Source organism: Gemmatimonadaceae bacterium (assembly GCA_036504815.1).
Classification (GTDB): domain Bacteria; phylum Gemmatimonadota; class Gemmatimonadetes; order Gemmatimonadales; family Gemmatimonadaceae; genus PNKL01.
This window is the reverse complement of sequence record DASXUN010000012.1, coordinates 222,380-243,411: the sequence shown is the minus strand read 5'-3', so window position 1 is coordinate 243,411 and position 21,032 is coordinate 222,380. Positions and strand designations below refer to the sequence as shown.

Here is a 21,032-nt window from a genome sequence, read left to right as displayed (position 1 = left end):
GGTTTCCATTGGATGACGTAGGGCAAATGGAGTCGGTATTGCGGGAGTAATCGCGTTTACATCTGCGGGTCCCAACCGTAAATTTTCGCCCGTTCCGGCAGCATCGTCGCGTACACTTTTCCTGCCACTCATATGGTCAACAAGATCACCGTGGTCGGGGCCGGCAACGTCGGCGCCACGACCGCCCAGCGCATCGCCGAGAAGGAACTCGCCCGTTCCGTCGTGATGGTCGACATCGCCGACGGCATTCCGCAGGGGAAGGGACTCGACCAGTGGGAATCGGCGCCCATCGAGCTCTTCGACTCGCGCGTCACCGGCACGACGACGTACGAGGCGACGGCCGGATCGGACATCGTCGTCATCACCGCCGGCATTCCGCGCAAGCCGGGGATGTCGCGCGACGACCTGCTCAACACGAACGCGGGAATCGTCGGATCGTGCGCCGCGGAAGTGGCGAAGACGTCGCCGAACGCCATCATCATCGTCGTGTCGAACCCGCTCGACGTGATGTGCTACGTGGCGATGAAGGTCAGCGGCTTCCCGCGCCAGCGCGTGCTCGGCATGGCGGGGATCCTCGACACGGCGCGCTTCCGCTCGTTCATCGCGGAGAAGCTCGACGTCTCGGTGCGCGACATCCAGGCGATGGTGCTCGGCGGCCATGGCGACACGATGGTGCCGCTCATCAGCTACACGTCGATCAGCGGCATTCCCATCACGCAGTTCCTCTCGAAGGAAGAGCTGGAGCCGCTGGTGGTGCGCGCGCGCAACGGCGGTGGCGAGATCGTGAAGTACCTCAAGACCGGCTCGGCGTACTATGCGCCGTCGTCGGGCGCGGTGCAGATGGTCGAGGCGATCGTCAACGACCAGAAGCGCATCCTGCCGTGCGCGGCGTGGCTCGAGGGCGAGTACGGCATGAAGGGGCTGTTCCTTGGCGTGCCGTGCAAGCTCGGCCGCAACGGCCTCGAGAAGGTGGTCGAGATCGAGCTCTCCGCGGACGAGAAGGCGGCGCTCGAGAAGAGCGCCGATGCGGTCCGCGAACCGATGAGCGTCGTGAAGTTGTAGCGTGGTGGAGCGGGGTCGGCCGGGTGCCGGCCCCGCGCTGTTTTCGGTCCACGAGCAGCGGGCCGCGGCCGGAGAGGGCCGCAGCGGGTCCGTGTTCGCTCCCAACCTCTGGAACATGCTCAAGTTCTGGAACACCTCGGTCGGCAAGAAGGTCGTGATGGGGGTCACGGGGTTGATCCTCGTCGGCTTCGTCATCGGCCACATGGTCGGCAACCTGCAGATCTTCATGGGGATGGAGCGCTACAACGCGTACGCGAAGCTCCTCCAGGAAGACATCATCGAACTCACGTGGGCGGTGCGGGTCACGCTGCTGGTGTCCGTGATCCTGCACGCCCTTTCGGCCTGGCAGCTGACGCGGCGCAGCTGGGCGGCGCGCCCGGTGGACTACGCGCTGCGCGAGGCGCAGGTCAGCACGTACGCCTCGCGCACGATGCGCTGGGGCGGCGTCTTCCTCTTTGTCTTCATCATCGTGCACCTCGGGCAGTTCACCCTCGGGTGGACGTGGCTGCTGCCGGAGTACGCGAAGGGGGCCGCCTACGGCAACGTGGTGCTCGCCTTCGAGCGCCCGCTCTGGGTGGTGTTCTACCTGGTGGCGATGTTCTTCCTGCTGCTGCACCTGCTCCACGGAACGTGGGCGGTGCTGCGCACGCTGGGCGTGGCGAAGAACGCGGCGGAACCGCTGGCGCGCCGCATTCCGGTGATCATCGCCCTCCTCGTGACCGTGGGCTTCAGTCTCGTGCCGCTGGGCGTTGCGCTCGGCGTCGTGCGCTGAGGCGGAGACGCATATGAAACTCGACGCGAAGGTTCCGTCCGGTCCCGTCCAGGACAAGTGGGACAAGCACCGCTTCGACATGAAGCTGGTGAACCCCGCGAACAAGCGGAAATACCATGTGATCGTGGTGGGCAGCGGGCTGGCCGGCGCGAGCGCCGCCGCCTCGATGAGCGAGCTGGGGTACAACGTCAGCTGCTTCGCCTACCAGGATTCGCCGCGCCGCGCGCACTCGATTGCGGCGCAGGGCGGCATCAACGCCGCCAAGAACTACCGCAACGACGGCGACAGCATCTGGCGGCTGTTCTACGACACCGTGAAGGGCGGCGACTTCCGCGCCCGCGAGGCCAACGTCTATCGCCTCGCGCAGGTGTCGGTGAACATCATCGACCAGTGCGTCGCGCAGGGCGTGCCGTTCGCGCGCGAGTACGGCGGCCTGCTGGCCAACCGCTCGTTCGGCGGCGCGCAGGTGAGCCGCACCTTCTACGCGCGCGGCCAGACGGGGCAGCAGCTGCTTCTCGGCGCGTATCAGGCGCTCGAGAAGGAGATCGCCCGCGGCGGCGTGAAGATGTACAACCGGCACGAGATGCTGGACGTGGTGCTCATCAACGGCGTGGCGCGCGGCATCGTCACCCGCGACCTGATCACCGGGCAGGTGGAGGCGCACGTGGCCGACGCCGTGGTGCTGGGCACCGGCGGCTATGGCAACGTCTTCTACCTGAGCACCAACGCGCAGGGGTGCAACGCGACGGCGATCTACCGCGCGTACAAGAAGGGGGCGGCGTTCGCCAATCCCTGCTACACGCAGATCCACCCGACGTGCATCCCGGTGGCGGGCGAGCACCAGAGCAAGCTGACGCTGATGTCGGAGTCGCTGCGCAACGACGGCCGCGTCTGGGTGCCGAAGAAGCGCGAGGACGTGGGCAAGAAGCCCAGCGAGATCCCCGAGGAAGACCGCGACTATTACCTCGAGCGCAAGTATCCGAGCTACGGCAACCTCGCGCCGCGCGACATCTCCAGCCGCGCCGCCAAGGAAGCGTGCGACGACGGCCGCGGCGTCGGGCCGGGCGGGCGCGGCGTCTACCTCGACTTCTCCGACTCCATCCAGCGCCTTGGCGCCAAGGAGATCGGCGACCGGTACGGCAACCTGTTCGAGATGTACCAGCGCATCACCGACGAGAATCCGTACGAAGTGCCGATGCGCATCTACCCGGCGTCGCATTACACGATGGGCGGGCTCTGGGTGGACTACAACCTGATGAGCACCATCCCGGGGCTGCACGTCATCGGCGAGGCGAATTTCAGCGACCACGGCGCCAACCGCCTCGGCGCGAGCGCGCTGATGCAGGGCCTGGCCGACGGCTACTTCGTGCTGCCGTACACCATCGGGCACTACCTGGCGTCGAACAAGTTCGAGAAGGTGACCGCCGATCACCCCGAGTTCCGCGCGGCGGTCGAGGGGGTGCAGCAGCGCACGTCGCGCCTGCTCGGCATCAACGGCAAGCGCTCGGCCGATTCCTTCCATCGCGCGCTCGGCAAGATCATGTGGGAGCAGTGCGGCATGGCGCGCAACGCGGCCGGCCTGCAGCAGGCGCTGCGGGAGATCCCGGTCCTGCGCGAAGAGTTCTGGCAGAACCTGACGGTGCCGGGCACCGGCGACACGTTCAACCAGCAACTCGAGAAGGCCGGCCGCGTGGCCGACTTCCTGGAGTTCGGCGAGTTGATGTGCCGCGACGCGCTGCATCGGGAGGAGTCGTGCGGCGGCCACTTCCGCGAGGAGTATCAGGAGGCGGGCGAGGCCAAGCGCAACGACGACGATTTCTGCTACGTGGCGGCGTGGGAGTTCACCGGTGACAACTCCGCGCCGGTGCTGCACAAGGAGCCGCTCGAGTTCGAGAACGTGCATCTCGCCACCCGCAGCTACAAGTGAGTGACCGACACATGCCTGGAACCATGAACATCACGCTCAAGGTCTGGCGGCAGGCCGGCCCGACGGCTCCCGGGAAGTTCGAGGAGTACACGGCCCGTGACGTCAGCCCCGAAAGTTCGTTCCTCGAGATGCTCGACGTCGTCAACGAGACGCTCGTCCTCGAGGGAAAGGAACCCATCGCGTTCGATCACGACTGCCGCGAGGGGATCTGCGGCATGTGCGGCATGATGATCAACGGCGTGGCCCACGGGCCGAGCAAGCTGACCACCACGTGCCAGCTGCACATGCGCTCGTTCAAGGACGGCGATTCCATCACCCTCGAGCCGTGGCGCGCGAACGCCTTCCCGGTGATCCGCGACCTCGTCGTGGACCGCACGGCGCTCGACCGCATCATCCAGGCGGGCGGCTTCATCAGCGTGCCCACGGGCGCGCCGCAGGACGCCAATGCGCTCCCCATCGGGAAGCCCGAGGCCGACGAGGCGATGGATGCGGCGGCCTGCATCGGGTGCGGCGCCTGCGTGGCGGCCTGCCCGAACGCCTCAGTCTCGCTCTTCACGTCGGCGAAGATCAGCCACCTCGGCCTGCTCCCGCAGGGGCAGCCCGAGCGCTATCGCCGCGCGCTGAGCATGGTCGCGCAGATGGACCTGGAGGGCTTCGGCGGCTGCACGCTCTTCGGCGAGTGCATGGCCGCGTGCCCGAAGGGAATCAGCATCGACTTCATCAAGCGCATGAACGGCGACTATCTCTGGGGCTCGATCACCGAGCGGCCGGAGAAGGTGGTGATGGGCTCTGGCTAATCGTGGTGCAGGGGCACGGGCACAGTGGGGTGCACGGGAAGGGAACCACCTTCGGCACTGTATCAATGAAGGATTGACTGGATCTCGTGGGGCTCGCCGTCATGGCGAGCCCTTCGTGTATCTGTGGCCGGCAGCTGTTCGAAGGGCAGCGGCGACAGTCGGGATGACTCGGCGGGGCGCGGATGCTACGTTATGGCCCATTCCCACCCCGAGCCTGGAGCTGGTCGTCATGCGTCTCGTCCTACGTGTCGTCACCGCCGCGATTGCCTCGTTCGCCTTCGTGCAGGGCGCCCTCGCCCAGCAGGGCGAGATCCCCATCGAGAAGCTGATGTCGGCGCCGTATCCGGGAGGGATGTCGGCCGCGCCCAGCGGCGGGCTCGTCGCGTGGGTGCTGAATGACAAGGGCGTACGCAACTTGTGGGTCGCGGCACCGCCCGATTACAGGGGACGCCAACTCACGCAGTACACGAAAGCCGACGGCCAGGACATCGGCGGCATCGTCTGGTCGAGGGACGCGGCGACCATCTTCTTCTCGCGCGGTTCCGGACCGAACCGCGCAGGTGAGATCGCCAATCCGACGAGCGACCCGGCCGGGGCCGAGGCGGCCGTGTGGCGCGTTGCGGTGACCGGCGGAACACCCGTGAAGGTCGGGGCCGCCGCCTCGCTCGTGATTTCGCCTGACGGCGCGACCATGTCGTTCGTGCGGCGGGGAACCATCTGGACCGCGCCCGTCGCCGCAGGCGGCACCGCCACGCAGGTCGCGACGATTCGCGGCGCGCTCGGTTCGCTGGCCTGGTCGCCCGACGGGACGCGCATCCTGTTCGACAGCAATCGCGGCACGCACGCCTTCGTCGGCATCCTGAACCTGGTGTCGCGCACCATCACCTGGATGTCGCCGAGCGTGGACACGGATCAGTCGCCCGTCTGGTCGCCGGATGGCATGCAGGTGGCCTTCCTGCGGGAAGCGGCCACCACGAAGCGATTGATCTTCACGCCCGACCGGAGCGGCGAACCCTTCTCGATCGTCGTCGCCGATGCCGCCACGGGCAAGGGCCGCACGGTCTTCCGCGCCGACACCGGCCGCGGTTCGCTGCATCGCGAGATCGTCGGAGCGCAGCTGACGTGGGCGGCGGGCGACCGACTGGTCTTCGCCTGGGAGAAGACGGGGTGGACGTCGCTCTATTCGGTGCCGGCGGCGGGCGGCGCACCGACGCTGCTGACACCGGGCGAGTTCGAGGTGGAGTACGTGACCTTCACGCCCGACCGCAAGGAGGTCGTGTTCAACTCCAATCAGGATGACATCGACCGCCGCGACATCTGGCGCGTGGGCGTGGCCGGCGGGCCGCCGCGTCCGGTGACCAGCGGCGCGGATATCGAGTGGCAGCCGGCGGTCACGAGCGACGGCGGCGCGATCGCGTTCCTGAAGTCGGGGACGCGCAAGCCGGCCCATGCCGTCATTCAAGCGGGCGCCGCGGCGCCAAAGGAACTCGCTGCCGGAACGATCCCGGCCGACTTCCCCGTGCAGGGGATGGTGGACCCGCAGCCCGTCATCATCACATCGACGGACGGCCTGCGCATTCACGCGCAACTCTTCCTGCCGGCCGGCGCGAAACCGGGCGACAAGCGCCCGGCCGCGATCTTCTTCCACGGCGGCTCCAAGCGGCAGATGCTGCTCGGCTGGAACTACTCCAGCTACTACGCCAACGCGTACGCGATGAACCAGCACCTTGCGAGCAAGGGCTACGTGGTGCTCTCGGTGAACTATCGCAGCGGCATCGGCTACGGCCTCAACTTCCGCGAGCCGCTCAACTACGGCGCGTCCGGCGGGGCGGAGTACCAGGACGTGCAGGCGGCCGGGATGTACCTCGCCGGCCGTCCCGACGTGGATCCCCGGATGGTGGCGCTGTGGGGCGGGTCGTACGGCGGTTACCTCACCGCGATGGGCCTCTCGCGCGCGTCCGACCTCTTCGCCGCCGGCGTGGATATTCACGGCGTGCACGACTGGAACGTCGGCATCAGGAACTTCGTCCCGACTTACAACCCGCTGGAGAATCCCGAGCGGACGCGCCGCGCCTTCAACGCCTCGCCGATGGCGTCGGTGGACGGATGGCGCTCGCCGGTGCTCGTGATTCACGGCGACGACGACCGCAACGTGCAGTTCGTCGAGACGGTGACGCTCGTCGAGGCGCTGCGTGACCGCGGCGTGGAGGTGGAGCAGCTCATCTTCCCGGACGAGATCCACGGCTTCCTCCGCTGGGACCGCTGGGTCGAGGCCTTCAAGGCCTCGGCGGAGTTCCTCGACCGGCGGCTCGGCGTCGTTCGACGGTAGGACGCGGGCAACGATGAAGGCACCGGTTCCAGCGTCCGTTCGCACGCTTTCGCGAGCGCGCTCCGGAAACGCGGCGCGCGCTCGCGGGGTAGTACTGGGTATGGAACGAGTCACGAGGAAATGCCGGGTGGGCGCGGTCGCGGTCGCCACGACGCTGGCGATCGGGGCTTGCGCGTCGTCGCCTACCGAGGCCACGTCCCAGCGTCCCCCCGCCGTCATCACCACCTTGCCGCGCCCGCTCACCGCGAGCGAGGTGAAGGTGCGCGACGCCTCCAACGCCTTCGCGTTCGCCCTGTGGGGGCGCGTCAGTTCGGCCCAGCACGACAGCAACGTCTTTCTCTCATCGCTAAGCGCCTCCTTCGCGCTCGGGATGACGCTCAACGGCGCCGCGGGAACCACCGCCGACCAGATGCGCGCCGCGCTGCAGTTCGGCGCGGCCACGTTGCCCGAGATCAACGCGGGCTACAAGTCGCTCGTCGCGCTGCTGACGTCGCTGGATCCCTCGGTGCAGATGCGGATCGCCAACTCCATCTGGTACCGGCAGGGCTTCCCGTTCCGCCAGGCGTTCTTTGACACGACGCGCACCTACTTTGATGCGAAGGCGCAGGGGCTCGATTTCGCCAACGCCCCGGCGTCGCTCGCGGCCATCAACGGATGGGTGAGCGAGAAGACGAGCGGCAAGATTCCGAAGGTGCTCGACACCATCTCGTCGCAGCAGGTGATGTTCCTCATCAACGCCATCTACTTCAAGGGGTCGTGGCGCGCGAAGTTCGATCCGGCACAGACCATCACGGCGCCGTTCTACGCGGCGACCGGAGGGGCGCAGGTGGCGCCGCTGATGCGCCGCCTCGACACGCTGTCATACTCGGAAGGCGCCACGTACCAGGCGGCCGAACTGCCATACGGCAATACGGCGTTCAGCATGGTCGTGCTGCTGCCCAAGACGGGCACGGATGTCGAGACGCTGGCCGGCTCGCTGTCGCCCACGACGTGGCAGGCCGTCGTCGGCAGCCTGCAGTCGCGCAAGGTGGATTACGCGATGCCGAAGTTCACGCTGGCGTACGAGCGGAAGCTCAATGACGATCTGCGCGCCCTGGGCATGGTCGTGCCCTTCGTGGCTGGCGGGGCGGACTTCACGCTGATGGCGCCGGCGCCCGCCGGCCGTGAGCTGTTCATCGACTTCGTGAAGCAGAACAGCTTCGTGGATGTCAACGAGGAAGGCACCGAAGCGGCGGCAGTGACCACGGTCGGCGTGGGCGTCACGTCGATGCCGTCCTATCCCGTGATGCGCGTGGATCGGCCGTTCCTCTTCGTCCTGCGCGAGCGCCTGACCGGAACGGTGCTGTTCATGGGGAAGATCGTGCGAATGCCGAACGCGTGATCGAGACGCGGGACCGTGTGCGGACCGCGCGATTCGAACCGATCGGCGTCAGGGGCGTGGCGGACCTTTGGGATGGGGTAGGCACGCCGGCGGCTGCTCAATCGTGTAAAAGAGCGACGCCACCTTCCACGCGCCGTTGACCTTGAGCAGGGTGAAGGCGTCCACGCCGCAGTGCGACCACTTGCCGTCCAGGTAGAGATCGTACGGCATCCACACCTGCGCCAGCCGGTCCTGCACATGCACGGTGGGGTTGAAGCCACGCTCGGTGATGCGCAGCGTGGCCAGGCGCCCAATATCGCTTGCCCACGACCGGATGGAGACGCGCTCGGCGCCGTTGCGGAACGCCGAGTAGCCGACGATCGATGAATCCGTCGTCAGGCGCGTGAGCGTAGCCGCGTCGCCCGTTGAGAGCGCGCGGAGCAGGGAATCGGCGACGGCGATGGCCGCGCGCTCCTCCGTCGTCGTCTGCGCCCGCGCGGCCTGCGCCAGCGCGGCAACCAGCAGCGCCGCGGCGGCGCACCGGATGAAAACGCGCACCGGCCGGCGCATCAGATCTTCGGCAGCGTGACGCCCACCTGGCCCTGATACTTCCCCTTCTTGTCCTTGTAGCTCGTCACCGGCGGCGCGTTCCCCTTGAAGAAGAGCACCTGTGCGATGCCCTCGTTGGCGTAGATCTTCGCCGGGAGCGGCGTCGTGTTGCTGATCTCGAGCGTCACGTAGCCTTCCCACTCCGGCTCGAACGGCGTGACGTTCGTGATGATGCCGCAGCGCGCGTAGGTGCTCTTGCCCACGGTGATGGTCATCACGTCGCGTGGGATGCGGAAGTATTCCACGCTGCGCGCCAGTGCAAACGAGTTGGGAGGCACGATGCACACGTCGCCCTCGAACTCCACGAAACTCTTGGGGTCGAAGGCCTTGGGATCGACGATGGAGTTCAGGACGTTCGTGAAGATCTTGAACTCGCGCGCCACGCGCATGTCATAGCCGTACGCGCTGACGCCGTAGGAGATCACGCCCGAGCGCACCTGCGAGTTCTCGAAGGGCTCGATCATGCCGTGCTGCTGGGCCATCTCGGTGATCCACGCGTCGTTCTGGATGCTCATGGGGGCGGGCGGGTTGGGGTTGGCGCGAAATTACGCCTTTCGCCAAGTCGGGAGAAAGGGGGGAGTGGCGCTGGACGCCTATGGCGCGCCGCGGGCAGGGCGCCACGGAGCGAGGCGGAAACGGAGTCTTGGCGGCATGTAGGACAGTCGCGCAAATGCGCAATTCATTTGGTGTGACGTCGAATCAGATTCCCTGACATTTCTTCGGGCAAAACCTGATGCTACATCATTAACAGTGCGTTGACACTCATCGCGCACGATACCTAGTTTTCCATCTTATTGAACGCTCGTGAATTCCTTCACGAAGGCGGACTTAAGGCATGGATCGCAACTACATACCCGTCGTCTTCCTGCTCGGGATCGCCGTCCTCACCGCGGTCGCCATTATCGGGCTCTCGCAACTCGTGATGCGGCACCGGCCGTCGCCGGTCAAGCAGCAGGCATATGAATCGGGCATGCCCCCGTTGGGCGATGCCCGCGAACGCTTTTCGGTGCGCTTCTACATGGTGGCGATGCTGTTCATCGTGTTCGACATCGAAACCGTGTTCATGATTCCGTGGGCGGCGTACTATCGCCAGCTCTCGTGCGCCGTGCCGCTCGTCAACGGCGCCTGCCCCGCGGGCCAGATCTCGTTCTTCGGGCTTGGCGAGATGCTGGTCTTCATGGCCATTCTCCTCGCCGGCTTTGCCTACGTCTGGAAGAAGGGAGCTCTCCAATGGGATTGATCGACGCCCCCGCACCCAATGTGATCTCGGTGGATCCCGCGCACAGCGAAGGCTGGATCACCACGCGGCTCGACTTCCTCGTCAACTGGGGCCGCGCCAACTCGCTCTGGCCCATGCCGTTCGGCACCGCCTGCTGCGCGATCGAATTCATGGCATCGGCCGCCTCGAAGTTCGACCTCGCGCGCTTCGGCATGGAACGCATGGGATTCTCGCCCCGCCAGGCTGACGTCCTGATCTGCGCGGGGCGCGTTCCATTCAAGCTCGCGCCCGTGCTGCGCCGCATCTGGCAGCAGATGCCGCAGCCGAAGTGGGCCATCTCGATGGGCGCCTGCGCCTCGACGGGCGGCATGTTCGACACGTACGCCGTCACGCAGGGCATCGACACCATCATCCCGGTGGACGTCTACGTGCCCGGATGCCCGCCGCGTCCCGAGGCGCTCATTCACGCCATCATGATGCTGCAGAAGAAGGTCATGAAGGAGACGATGTCGTCCACGCCGCGCGAGGAGATGGTGCCCGATCCGGCGAGCCAGCTCTACATCCCGCCGTCGCGCATCGACAAGCTCTCCCAGGCGTTCGGCAACTCCATTCCACAGACGCGGAGCGGACAGTGAGCGAATTCACCGTCGTCCGGGCCGGCAGCGCGCCGAACCTGCCGGCGCCGGCCACGCCGAGGCACGTGCCGAATCGCGGTGGCGAGGTGAATCCCTCGGCCGACGCCCTGCGCGCGAAGTTCGGCGACGCGATCAAGCGCGTCGAGGTCGTCTGGGGCGAGACGAACGTCGTCGTCGACATGGCGAAGGCCTTCGCGATCATCCAGTGGCTGCACGACGATCCGGAGCAGAGCTACGAGTATCTCTCGGACGTCACCGCCGTCGAGTTCCGTGATCGCGCACTGCCCATCGAGGTCATCTGGCACCTGCGGTCGCTCAAGTCCCGCCGCTTCCTGCGCCTCAAGGGACTCATCGAGAAGGGGGCGCCGCTCACGGCGCCGTCGATCTACGACATCTACAAGGGCGCGGATTGGCTGGAGCGCGAATGCTTCGACATGTTCGGCATCCGGTTCGAGGGGCATCCCGACCTGCGTCGCATCCTGATGTGGGAGCAGTACGCGGAAGGGTATCCGCTGCGCAAGGACTTCCCGCTGCGCGGGCGCTTCAGTCGCGCGCAGCAGCTACGCGAGGCGCTCGCCGCCAACCCCGAGGCCCGCTACTCGATGGAAGAACTCTCGGTCGCCGACGCCTACGCCGACCTGCCGCAGGACATGCGCGCCCGCATCAAGGGCGGCGAGTCGACGGGAGAATAACCGATGGCCACCAAGCGAACTGTCGAAGTTGAACTCTCGACCACGGGCATCGGCCCCGACGGCAAGCCGCAGCGCGTGCCGCTCTTCGCCAATGAGGCGGGTGGCCTGGCGGTGCAGGCCCCGCCGGGCCTCGAGCCCGACCTCGAGGGCGAGCACATGCTCATCAACATCGGGCCGCAGCATCCGGCGACGCACGGCGTGCTGCGCCTGGTGCTCGAGCTCGATGGCGAGACCGTCGTGCGCTGCATTCCGCACATCGGCTACCTGCACTGCGGCTTCGAGAAGATCGGCGAGTACCGCCAGTACAACCAGATCATTCCCTGGACGGACCGCGACGACTACCTGAACTGCGTGGGCAACAACATCGCCTTCGCGATGGGGGCCGAGAAGCTGTTCGGCATCGAGGTCACGCCCCGCTGCACGGTGCTGCGCGTGATCGGCATGGAACTGTCGCGCATCATCTCGCACCTCGTCTGGATGGGGACGACCTGCATCGACATCGGGGCCTACACGCCCTTCCTCTGGTCGTTCCAGGAGCGCGAGAACGTCTACAACCTGTTCGAGGGGTGGGTGGGCGCGCGTCTCACGACGAGCGCCTCGCGCGTGGGCGGCATGGCCGCCGACATTCCCGACGGCTGGCTCGACGGCCTCAAGGCCTTCGTCCGCACCTTCATGAAGACGCTCGACGAGTGCGACCGCGTCGTCACGAAGAACGGCATCTGGGTGGGACGCACGGTGGGCATCGGCGTGATGTCGCCCGAGGAGGCGATCAACTACGGCCTCTCCGGCCCGATGCTGCGCGCCTCCGGCGTCGACTACGACCTCCGCAAGGACTTCCCGTACCTCGACTACGAGACGTACGACTTCGAGGTCCCGGTGGGTGTGCACGGCGACGTGTACGACCGGTACCTGGTGCGCATGGAGGAGATGCGGCAGTCCATCCGCATCCTCGAGCAGGCCATCGCGCGCCTTCCCGACGGGCCGGTGAACGTCGACGACCCGCGCGTCATCCTGCCGCCGAAGCACAAGGCGACCAGCGAGATGGAAAGCATGATCCATCACTTCAAGAACGTGATGGAAGGGCCGCGCCCGGCGACCGGCGAGGCGTACGTCGCCGTCGAGGCCCCGAAGGGCGAGAAGGGCTACTACATGGTGTCCGACGGGTCGGCCAAGCCGGTGCGCTGGCGCATCCGGCCGCCGTCGTTCGTCAACCTCGCCGCCATCCCCAAGATGGTCGAGGGCCACCTGCTGTCCGACGTGATCGCCATCAACGCGTCGATTGATATCGTGATGGGAGAGATTGACAGATGAGCCACGGTCCATCCGCGTCCGGCGGGGCGGTTGTGCAGCCCCCGCACGGTCACCACGACGAGCCCTACGTGCCGGTCTTCACCGCCGGCTCCGCGCCGCGTGCCAAGCTCGACGACATCCTGTCGCGCTATCCCACCCGGCAGGCCGGCCTCCTGCCCGCGCTCTGGATCGTGCAGGACGAGCGGGGCTGGATCAGCGAGCACGCCATGAAGGAAGTGGGCGACGTGCTTGGCCTGAGCGCCGCCTACGTGAAGGGCGTGGTGACGTTCTACACCATGTACCACCAGCATCCGGTGGGAAAGTTCTTCATCCAGGTCTGCACGACGTCCTGCTGCAACTGCATGGGCGCCGAGGACGTGGTGAAGGCCTTCCTCGAGAAGACCGGCTGCGGCGAGCTGGGCCTCACCTCGGCCGACGGCAAGTACACCGTGATTGAAGTCGAGTGCCTGGGGGCGTGCGGGTTTGCAACGCCAATCATGGTCAACGACGACTTCATCGACAGTGTGAGTGTGGAGAAAGTGCCCGAGATTCTCCAGCGATATGCGTAAGAGAAACAACAGAGAGACAACAGAGAAACAACAGAGAGACAACAGTACTTCGTTGGGCCGGTCTGCCGTCTGCCGTCTGCCGTCTACCGTCTACCGTCTGAATCCATGGGCTATCCCCACAAATCCCACCCGCGCGAAACGCCGATCCTGAGCAAGTACTTCGGCGATCCCGAGGCGCGCACGCTCGAAGGCTGGAAGGCGCGCGGGGGCTATAAGGCGCTGTCGCAGGCGCTGGCCACCGACCCGGTGGCGATCCAGAACGTCGTCAAGGAATCGGGGCTCCGCGGTCGCGGCGGCGCCGGCTTCCCGACCGGCCTCAAGTGGTCGTTCATGAAGCTCGGCGACGGCAAGCCGCACTACCTGTGCTGCAACGCCGACGAATCGGAGCCCGGCACGTTCAAGGACCGCGAGATCATGCGGTGGACGCCGCACGCCCTCATCGAAGGGTGCGCGATCGCCGCTCACGCGATCGGCGCGGAGACGTGCTACATCTACATCCGCGGCGAGTTCACGGAGCCCATCGCCGTGATGGAAGCGGCGCTGGCGGAGGCGCGGAAGGCCGGCGTGATCGGCCCAAACGCCTGCGGCTCGGGCAAGACGGTCAACATCTGGGTCCATCGCGGCGCGGGCGCGTACATCTGCGGCGAAGAGACGGCCCTGATGAACTCCATCGAGGGGCGCCGCGGCAACCCGCGCATCAAGCCGCCCTTCCCGGCGGTGGCCGGCCTCTTCGGCATGCCCACGACGATCAACAACGTCGAGACGCTCGCCGCGGTGCCGCACATCCTGAACAACGGCCCCGAGTGGTACAAGGCGATGTGCCTGAGCAGCCCCAAGAGCTGCGGCAGCAAGCTCTTCTCAGTCTGCGGCAACGTCGCGCGCCCCGGCAACTACGAAGTGCCGATGGGCTTCCCGTTCAAGGAATTCCTCTACGACCTGTGCGGCGGCCCGCTGCCCGGACGGAAGTTCAAGGCGATCATCCCCGGCGGTTCGTCGGTGCCGGTGATCACCATCGAGGAAGCCGAGCAGGTGAAGATGGACTACGAGGGCTTCATGGAGTTCGGCACAATGCTGGGCTCCGGCGGCGTCATCATCTTCGACGACGCGCAGTCGATGCCCAAGCAGCTGGCCCGCCTCGCGCGGTTCTACGCCCACGAGAGCTGCGCCCAGTGCACGCAGTGCCGCGAAGGCACCGCGTGGATGACCAAGATTCTCGAGCGCATCGTGGCCGGGCAGGGGACCTTCGAGGACCTCGACACGATCTTCGAGCTGACCGAGAACATGACCGGCAAGACGATCTGCGTGCTCAGCGACTCGTGCGGCGCCCCCGTGACCAGCGGGATCACGCGCTTCCGCGGCGAGTTCGAGGCGCTCATCACCGGCAAGCGATCCTCCACCGTGGCGGTGGGCTGATGGCCGACCAGAAACTCGTCAACCTGACCATCGAGGGACGCCAGGTCAGCGTCCCCGAGGGGATGACCATCCTCGAGGCGGCCAAGACCGCCGGGGTGCTCATCCCGCACTATTGCTACCACCCGGGGCTCAAGATCGCGGGCGTCTGCCGCATGTGCCTCGTCGAAGTGGAGAAGATGCCCAAGCTGGCGCCGTCCTGCGCGACGACCGTGGCCGAGGGGCAGGTGGTGAGCGTCTACAGCCAGAAGGCGCTCGACGCCCGCAAGGGCGTGCTGGAGCTCCTGCTCATCAACCATCCGCTCGACTGCCCGATCTGCGACCAGGCCGGCGAGTGCGAGCTGCAGGACTACACCTTCCAGGAAGGGCGCGCCGACTCGCGGTATCGCGAGCCGAAGCGCTTCAACCCGGCCGAGGACTTCGGCGGCGACGTCCTGTACGTCACCAACCGCTGCATCCTGTGCACGCGCTGCGTCCGCTTCATGGGCGACGTGGCCGGCGACCGCGCGCTGTGCGTGGAAGAGCGCGGCGACCGCGCGCACATCGGCATCGCCCCCGATCACGACCTGTCCCATCCGTGGGCAGCCAACGTCATCGACCTGTGCCCGGTGGGCGCGCTCATCAGCAAGGACTTCGCCAACAAGGCGCGCGCCTGGGAGCTGGACCGCACGGCGTCCATCTGCCCCAACTGCGCGCAGGGGTGCAACATCACGCTCGAGACGCGCGACCAGGCGCTCGTGCGGATGAAGCCGCGCTCGAACAGCGACGTCAATCACTTCTATCTGTGCGATGAAGGGCGGCTGGACTACAACTGGGTGAACCGCGACGACCGGCTGGAGACACCGGTGGTGGCGGGCCAGCCGGCTTCGTGGGAAGCTGCGCTGGCACAGGCCGGCAGTGCGCTGAAGGGCGGGGCGGCCTCCGTGGTCGCCAGCGCGTCGCTTTCCAACGAAGCGCTCTGGCTCCTGAAACAGGCAGTGGGCACCGGCAAGTTCCGGGTGGCCACGGGCGCGGAAGCGCCGCTGCCAGGGGTCGCCGATCTCGCGTTGCGCGCCGATCGCGCGCCCAACGCCACCGGCGCCGAACTGCTCGGCTTCAGCCGCGCCGACCAGCCGCTCGCCGGCGCCGGCGCGGTGGTCGTCATCGCCGGCGACGATTGCGAGGGACTCGACACCGCGGCCCTCGCCAGCGCCAAGACGGTCATCTTCCTCGGCACGGTGGCGCCCAAGGGGCTGCCGGCCAGCGCGACGCTCCTCCCCATCGCGAACTTCGCGGAAGAGGAGGGGACCTTCACGAACCTCCGTGGCCGCGTGCAGCGGTACCTGCAGGCGCGTCCGGCGCCGGGCTATGCCCGCGCCAGCTGGATGGCGTTGGCGGGCCTCGCCGCCGCTGCCGGCAAGACTGGCGCGTACGACTCGGCCGAGGCGGTGTTTGCCGCGATGGCCAAGGCTGAGGGCGCCTTCAGCGGAATGAGCTATGACTCGGTCGGACTCAAGGGGCAGGTGGCGCCCGGTGCGAGGGTGAACGCATGACCCATTCGCTGTCACTCCTGCTGCAGGTCGCTGACCCGCAGCTACCGCCATCGACGGGGATGTTCATCCTCTTCGGGTTGATCAAGGCCGGCGTGGCGTTCGGCCTCTATATGCTGTGCGTGGCCTACACCACGCTGCTCGAGCGCCGGGTCGCCGGCTGGATTCAGGACCGCATTGGCCCGAACCGCGTGGGCCCGCAGGGCCTGCTGCAGCCGATTGCCGACGGCGTGAAGAACTTCATGAAGGAAGAAGCGCTGCCCGGGGGCGCCAACACGGCGCTGTTCATCCTCGCACCGGCCCTCGCCTTCATTCCCGCGATGATCACCTGGGCGGTGCTGCCCTTCGGCGCGCCGCTTCCCATTCCGGGCGTCGGCCTGATCAGCATGGCCGTGGCGGACCTGCCGGTCGGTTTCCTGTTCATCCTCGCCATCAGTTCGCTGGGCGTGTACGGGCTCACCATCGCCGGCTGGTCGTCCAACAACAAGTACGCGCTCCTCGGCGGCCTGCGCGCCTCCGCGCAGATGATCTCGTACGAGATCGCCATGGGGATGAGCACGGTCTGCGTGCTGCTGCTCGCCGGCAACGTGAACCTGAACGAGATCGTCGCGCAGCAGCAGGGCCAGACGTGGAACGTGCTGATGCTCACGCTGGCCTTCTTCATCTTCGCGGTGGCCGCGCTCGCCGAGACCAACCGCGTGCCGTTCGACCTGCCCGAGTCGGAATCGGAACTGGTCGCCGGCTACCACGCCGAGTACAGCTCGATGCGGTACTCGATGTTCCCGCTGGCGGAGTACGCCAACATCATCACCTCGAGCGGGTTGATGGTGACGCTGTTCTTCGGCGGCTGGGACATCCCGTTCACGCACTGGGACAACGTCGCGCCGTGGTCGGGGCTGAAAACGCTGCTCACGCTGGGCATGTACTTCGCGAAGGTGTTCTTCTTCGTCTTCGCGTTCATCTGGATCCGCTGGACGGTGCCGCGCTTCCGTTACGACCAGCTGATGTCGCTGGGGTGGAAGATCCTGCTGCCGATGGCGCTGGTGTACATCGCGGCGGTGGCCAGTCTCGTGCTCGCGCTCGACGCGGCCGGACTCGGACGCACCAGCTACGGTTATCGCGGCGCCTTCCTCGGGATGAACGTGGTGTTCGTCATCCTCGTGTTCTGGGTGCTGGACCGCGGGCGGATCGTGAGCCCGGCGTACTCGCGGCTGGATCGGGCCCACGTCGCCCGGATGCGGGCGGGCGCGACGCGCAGCGATCTCCTTGACGGGAAGGGGGCCTAATGGCGATCACCACCCGGGTCGTTGATCGGCCCACGGACAGCATGAGTTACGTGCGCGCGACGTTCCAGGGGCTCGCGCTCACGTTCAAGCACCTCGTCGACCCGCACAAGGTCACGGTGCAGTATCCCGAGGAGAAGTGGGACATCGGGCCGCGCTGGCGCGGCACGCACCGCATGCTCACCACCGAGGACGGCAAGGCCAAGTGCGTGGCATGCGGCCTCTGCCCGACGGTCTGCCCGGCCAACTGCATCAAGCTGGTGCCGGGCGTGGACGAGCAGGGGAACCGGTACCCGGTCGTCTTCGACATCGACGAGTTCCGCTGCATCTTCTGCGGCTACTGCCAGGAAGTCTGCCCCGAAGAGGCCATCCACCTCGGCCGGCATTACGAAAATGCCGAGTACGAGCGCAAGGATTTCATCTACGACCTCAAGCGGCTGACGTCGCAGACGCATCCCGTCTGCGAGATGTGGGATCCGGCCGACCCGAAGGGGGAATGATGCAACCCAATCAGTACCTTCCCCTCGCGTACCAGTTCGCCTTCTACTTCTTCGGGCTGACGGCGCTCGCGAGCGCGGTGGCGTTCGTGACGCGCAGGAGCCCGGTGGCGGCGGCAATGTGGCTGGTGAACGTGATGTTCTGCCTCGCCGGGCTGTACGTGATGCTCGACGCGCAGTTCATCGGCGCCATGCAGATCCTGGTGTACACCGGCGCCATCATGGTGGTCTTCCTGTTCGTGATCATGCTCCTCAACCTCGGGCATCCGTCGGAGCTGATGGACGCCCGGGGCAAGTGGGGCCGGATCTTCGCGCTCGTCGTGGGACTGGCGCTGCTCGCCGAGGTGATGGCGCTCAACCGGTCCAACACGATCGATCGCATGATTCCGCCGGACCTGGCCGCCCAGGCGGCCGCGGCGGCGGCGCATCCGGTTGCGGGCGGCGTCATCGGCCCCGTGGCGGCGCCGCTCTTCAAGGAGTACCTGCTGGCCTTCGAGCTGACGAGCGTGCTGCTGCTCGCGGCGATCGTGGGCGCGGTGGTGCTCGGCAAGCGGAGGACCGATGCTCGTTGAAGCCCTGGCCCTGTCGGCCCTCCTGTTCTCGATCGGCGTCGTCGGGGTGCTCACCCGGCGCAATGCGATCATCATCTTCATGTGCGTCGAGCTGATGCTCAATGCCGTGAACCTGTCCTTCGTGGCGCTGAGCAAGCTGTACGGCGCGGCCGGCCAGGTGTTCGTGGTCTTTACAATGACCGTCGCAGCGGCTGAGGCCGCGGTGGGACTGGCGATCATCATCGCCATCTTCCGCCACGTGAAGACGGTCAACCTCCAGAACATCAACCTCCTCAAGGGATGATGAACCCGGCCTTGACTCCCGAGGGGGCGCACCCGCTCGCGGCAACCGTCGCGCGCCTGGTGTGGCTGCTCCCGCTGCTGCCGTTCCTCGGGTTCCTGATCAACGGAACCCTGGCGATGCTCGGCGTGGCGAAGATTGGCCCCGCGGATCCTTCCGCGGGCGACGGACACGGGCACGGGCATGACGCCTCGCACGGGCACGACGCCGCGCACGGACACGGACACGACGACCACGGGCATCCGCCGCGGCACAAGTTCGCCGCGATCGTGAGCCTCATCGGCCCGGGTGTGCTCGTCGCGGCCTTCCTGCTCGCGACGGCCATCTTCTTCGCCATGAAGGGCGTCGAGATGCAGCATCCCTACGTGCTGACGCTGTTCTCGTGGATGCCCGTCGGCGACCTGAACCTCAACGCGACGATCCTCCTCGATCCGCTGTCGATGGTCATGGTGATGGTCATCACCGGCGTCGGCATGCTGATCCACATCTTCAGCGTCGGCTACATGCAGGACGATCCGGGGTACCCGCGCTACTTCGCGTACCTCAACCTGTTCGTCTTCTTCATGCTCATCCTGGTGCTCGGCGGCAGCTATCCGCTGCTGTTCGTGGGCTGGGAGGGCGTCGGGCTCTGCTCGTACCTGCTCATCGGCTTCTGGTTCTCGGAGAAGGCCAACGCCGACGCCGGCAAGAAGGCGTTCATCGTCAACCGAATCGGCGACTTCGGCTTCCTGGTCGCGATGTTCCTGATGTTCGCCAACCTCGGCACGCTCGACATCCTCGGCGTGGCGGAGAAGGCGTCGGCGCTGCCGATGGGCGGCGTGATCGCCACGGCGATCGCCCTGTTCCTGTTCCTCGGCTGCACCGGCAAGAGCGCGCAGATTCCGCTCTACGTCTGGCTTCCCGACGCGATGGCCGGCCCGACGCCGGTCTCCGCGCTGATCCACGCGGCGACGATGGTGACCGCCGGCGTGTATCTCGTGGCGCGCGCCTCGGGGATCTTCTCCATGGCGCCAGTGGCCCAGCTCACCGTGGCGGGGATCGGCGCGCTCACCGCGTTCTTCGCGGCGACCATCGGCCTCAAGCAGTGGGACATCAAGAAGGTGCTGGCGTACTCCACGGTCTCGCAGCTGGGCTACATGTTCATCGGCGTGGGTGTGGGCGCCTACGTGGCCGGTGTCTTCCACCTGGTGACGCACGCCTTCTTCAAGGCGCTCCTGTTCCTCGGGTCGGGCTCGGTGATCTACGTCATGCACGCGGCGTACCACGCGACGCACAACCACGACGACGCGCAGGACATGCGCAACATGGGCGGCATGAAGCGGTACATGCCCGTCACGTTCTACCTGATGTGGACCGCGACGCTGGCCATCGCCGGCATCCCGCTCTTCTCGGGCTTCTTCTCGAAGGACGAGATCCTGTCGTCGGTCTTCGCGCGGGTGCATCACTCGACGCTCGCGGAAGTGTCGCTCCTCGGCATCCCCGGCAGCACGGTGCTGCTGATCATCTACGGGCTGGGGCTCGCGTCGGCGCTGCTGACGGCGATCTACATGACCCGGATGATGCTGTACACGTTCCACGGGCCCAACCGGACCGGCGAGGCCGAGCGGCCGCACCTGACGGAGGCGCCGTGGATCATGACCGGTCCGCTGGTGGTGCTGGCATTGCTCGCGGCGTTCGGCGGCTGGCTCAACGTGCCGGCGCTGCTGGGGGCCATTGGCCCGGTGGGCGGCCTCGAGCACTGGCTGGAACCGGTGGTCGGCGAGAACGCCCTGCGCACCACGCTCGGGCAGGCGCCGCACATGACGCACAGCACCGAGTTCGTGCTGGTCGGTACGGCCATCCTGATCGCGGTGGTGGGCATCACCTTCGCGGTGTGGCGGCTGAAGCCGGCGGCGCTCGTGCCGAAGAAGGATTCGCCCGAGGCTACCGGCATCGACCGGGTACTCGAGAACAAGTGGTTCGTGGACGAGGGCTACGACGCCGCCTTCGTGCAGCCGACGGTCAATGTGTCGCGCGCGGTCCTGTGGAAGGGCTTCGATGCGGGGATCATTGACGGCCTCTTCGTCAACGGCAGCGCGCTGCTGGCGAAGGCCTTCGGCTGGATCGGGTCTCAGCTGCAGACGGGCCAGGTGGGCACCTATGCCTGGGTCCTGCTGATCGGCGTCATCACCCTTCTCGGCGCCTTCACCTTTCGGTAACC

Annotated in this window: 20 protein-coding genes; 18 read left to right on the top strand and 2 right to left on the bottom strand. The window is 66.8% G+C overall.

Translation table 11 applies throughout. The features are described 5' to 3' along the window. Positions 1-132 precede the first annotated feature (132 nt). From mdh to VGJ96_06200, 6 genes are all read left to right on the top strand, one after another. The gene (mdh, locus tag VGJ96_06225; GenBank protein ID HEY3286701.1) at positions 133-1,062 is read left to right on the top strand and encodes a malate dehydrogenase; all 930 of its coding nucleotides are present in this window, start codon (positions 133-135) and stop codon (positions 1,060-1,062) included. A 115-nt stretch (positions 1,063-1,177) separates the two neighbouring features. Beyond that, positions 1,178-1,834, top strand: coding sequence for a succinate dehydrogenase cytochrome b subunit (locus tag VGJ96_06220; protein ID HEY3286700.1), 657 nt, complete (start codon positions 1,178-1,180; stop codon positions 1,832-1,834). 13 nt (positions 1,835-1,847) lie between these two features. Further along, positions 1,848-3,761 carry a fumarate reductase/succinate dehydrogenase flavoprotein subunit gene (locus tag VGJ96_06215; protein HEY3286699.1) on the top strand — a complete coding sequence of 638 codons (1,914 nt, stop codon included), beginning with the start codon at positions 1,848-1,850 and terminating at the stop codon, positions 3,759-3,761. Positions 3,762-3,772: 11 nt separating this feature from the next. Next, positions 3,773-4,558: a succinate dehydrogenase/fumarate reductase iron-sulfur subunit gene (locus VGJ96_06210; GenBank protein HEY3286698.1), complete on the top strand. Its 786-nt coding sequence runs from the start codon at positions 3,773-3,775 to the stop codon at positions 4,556-4,558. Between the two features lie 229 nt (positions 4,559-4,787). Then, positions 4,788-6,887, top strand: coding sequence for a prolyl oligopeptidase family serine peptidase (locus VGJ96_06205; GenBank protein ID HEY3286697.1), 2,100 nt, complete (start codon positions 4,788-4,790; stop codon positions 6,885-6,887). 100 nt (positions 6,888-6,987) lie between these two features. Then, complete coding sequence (locus tag VGJ96_06200; GenBank protein ID HEY3286696.1) at positions 6,988-8,268, top strand: serpin family protein; 1,281 nt, start codon at positions 6,988-6,990, stop codon at positions 8,266-8,268. A 48-nt stretch (positions 8,269-8,316) separates the two neighbouring features. Here VGJ96_06200 and VGJ96_06195 read toward each other — a convergent pair whose 3' ends face one another. Beyond that, positions 8,317-8,817: a hypothetical protein gene (locus tag VGJ96_06195; protein ID HEY3286695.1), complete on the bottom strand. Its 501-nt coding sequence runs from the start codon at positions 8,815-8,817 to the stop codon at positions 8,317-8,319. Further along, the gene (gene dcd / locus VGJ96_06190; GenBank protein HEY3286694.1) at positions 8,817-9,371 is read right to left on the bottom strand and encodes a dCTP deaminase; all 555 of its coding nucleotides are present in this window, start codon (positions 9,369-9,371) and stop codon (positions 8,817-8,819) included. Before dcd ends, VGJ96_06195 begins: the two co-directional genes overlap by 1 nt. 320 nt (positions 9,372-9,691) lie before the next feature. On the opposite strand from dcd, the gene VGJ96_06185 reads away from it, so the two are divergent. The 12 genes from VGJ96_06185 to nuoL all read left to right on the top strand — a co-directional run bounded on the left by VGJ96_06185 (position 9,692) and on the right by nuoL (position 21,030). Next, positions 9,692-10,096: an NADH-quinone oxidoreductase subunit A gene (locus VGJ96_06185; GenBank protein ID HEY3286693.1), complete on the top strand. Its 405-nt coding sequence runs from the start codon at positions 9,692-9,694 to the stop codon at positions 10,094-10,096. Then, positions 10,087-10,710: an NADH-quinone oxidoreductase subunit B family protein gene (locus tag VGJ96_06180; GenBank protein HEY3286692.1), complete on the top strand. Its 624-nt coding sequence runs from the start codon at positions 10,087-10,089 to the stop codon at positions 10,708-10,710. Before VGJ96_06185 ends, VGJ96_06180 begins: the two co-directional genes overlap by 10 nt. Further along, positions 10,707-11,402, top strand: coding sequence for an NADH-quinone oxidoreductase subunit C (locus VGJ96_06175; protein HEY3286691.1), 696 nt, complete (start codon positions 10,707-10,709; stop codon positions 11,400-11,402). Before VGJ96_06180 ends, VGJ96_06175 begins: the two co-directional genes overlap by 4 nt. Positions 11,403-11,405: 3 nt before the next feature. Beyond that, positions 11,406-12,713: an NADH dehydrogenase (quinone) subunit D gene (gene nuoD, locus VGJ96_06170; protein HEY3286690.1), complete on the top strand. Its 1,308-nt coding sequence runs from the start codon at positions 11,406-11,408 to the stop codon at positions 12,711-12,713. Continuing rightward, positions 12,710-13,261: an NAD(P)H-dependent oxidoreductase subunit E gene (locus VGJ96_06165; protein ID HEY3286689.1), complete on the top strand. Its 552-nt coding sequence runs from the start codon at positions 12,710-12,712 to the stop codon at positions 13,259-13,261. The genes nuoD and VGJ96_06165 overlap by 4 nt, the downstream gene beginning before the upstream one ends. Positions 13,262-13,366: 105 nt before the next feature. Next, on the top strand, positions 13,367-14,674 hold the full coding sequence (gene nuoF, locus VGJ96_06160) for an NADH-quinone oxidoreductase subunit NuoF (protein HEY3286688.1): 1,308 nt from the start codon (positions 13,367-13,369) through the stop codon (positions 14,672-14,674). After that, on the top strand, positions 14,674-16,203 hold the full coding sequence (locus tag VGJ96_06155) for a 2Fe-2S iron-sulfur cluster-binding protein (protein ID HEY3286687.1): 1,530 nt from the start codon (positions 14,674-14,676) through the stop codon (positions 16,201-16,203). Before nuoF ends, VGJ96_06155 begins: the two co-directional genes overlap by 1 nt. After that, positions 16,200-17,486, top strand: a complete 1,287-nt coding sequence (gene nuoH, locus VGJ96_06150; GenBank protein HEY3286686.1) for an NADH-quinone oxidoreductase subunit NuoH — start codon at positions 16,200-16,202, stop codon at positions 17,484-17,486. Before VGJ96_06155 ends, nuoH begins: the two co-directional genes overlap by 4 nt. Further along, on the top strand, positions 17,486-17,983 hold the full coding sequence (locus tag VGJ96_06145; GenBank protein ID HEY3286685.1) for an NADH-quinone oxidoreductase subunit I: 498 nt from the start codon (positions 17,486-17,488) through the stop codon (positions 17,981-17,983). Before nuoH ends, VGJ96_06145 begins: the two co-directional genes overlap by 1 nt. Continuing rightward, complete coding sequence (locus tag VGJ96_06140) at positions 17,980-18,552, top strand: NADH-quinone oxidoreductase subunit J (protein HEY3286684.1); 573 nt, start codon at positions 17,980-17,982, stop codon at positions 18,550-18,552. The genes VGJ96_06145 and VGJ96_06140 overlap by 4 nt, the downstream gene beginning before the upstream one ends. Continuing rightward, positions 18,542-18,835 carry an NADH-quinone oxidoreductase subunit NuoK gene (gene nuoK, locus VGJ96_06135; protein ID HEY3286683.1) on the top strand — a complete coding sequence of 98 codons (294 nt, stop codon included), beginning with the start codon at positions 18,542-18,544 and terminating at the stop codon, positions 18,833-18,835. Before VGJ96_06140 ends, nuoK begins: the two co-directional genes overlap by 11 nt. Next, a complete protein-coding gene (nuoL, locus tag VGJ96_06130; protein HEY3286682.1) occupies positions 18,835-21,030 on the top strand; it encodes an NADH-quinone oxidoreductase subunit L in 2,196 nt (731 codons plus the stop codon). Before nuoK ends, nuoL begins: the two co-directional genes overlap by 1 nt. The last annotated feature ends 2 nt before the right edge of the window (positions 21,031-21,032 follow it).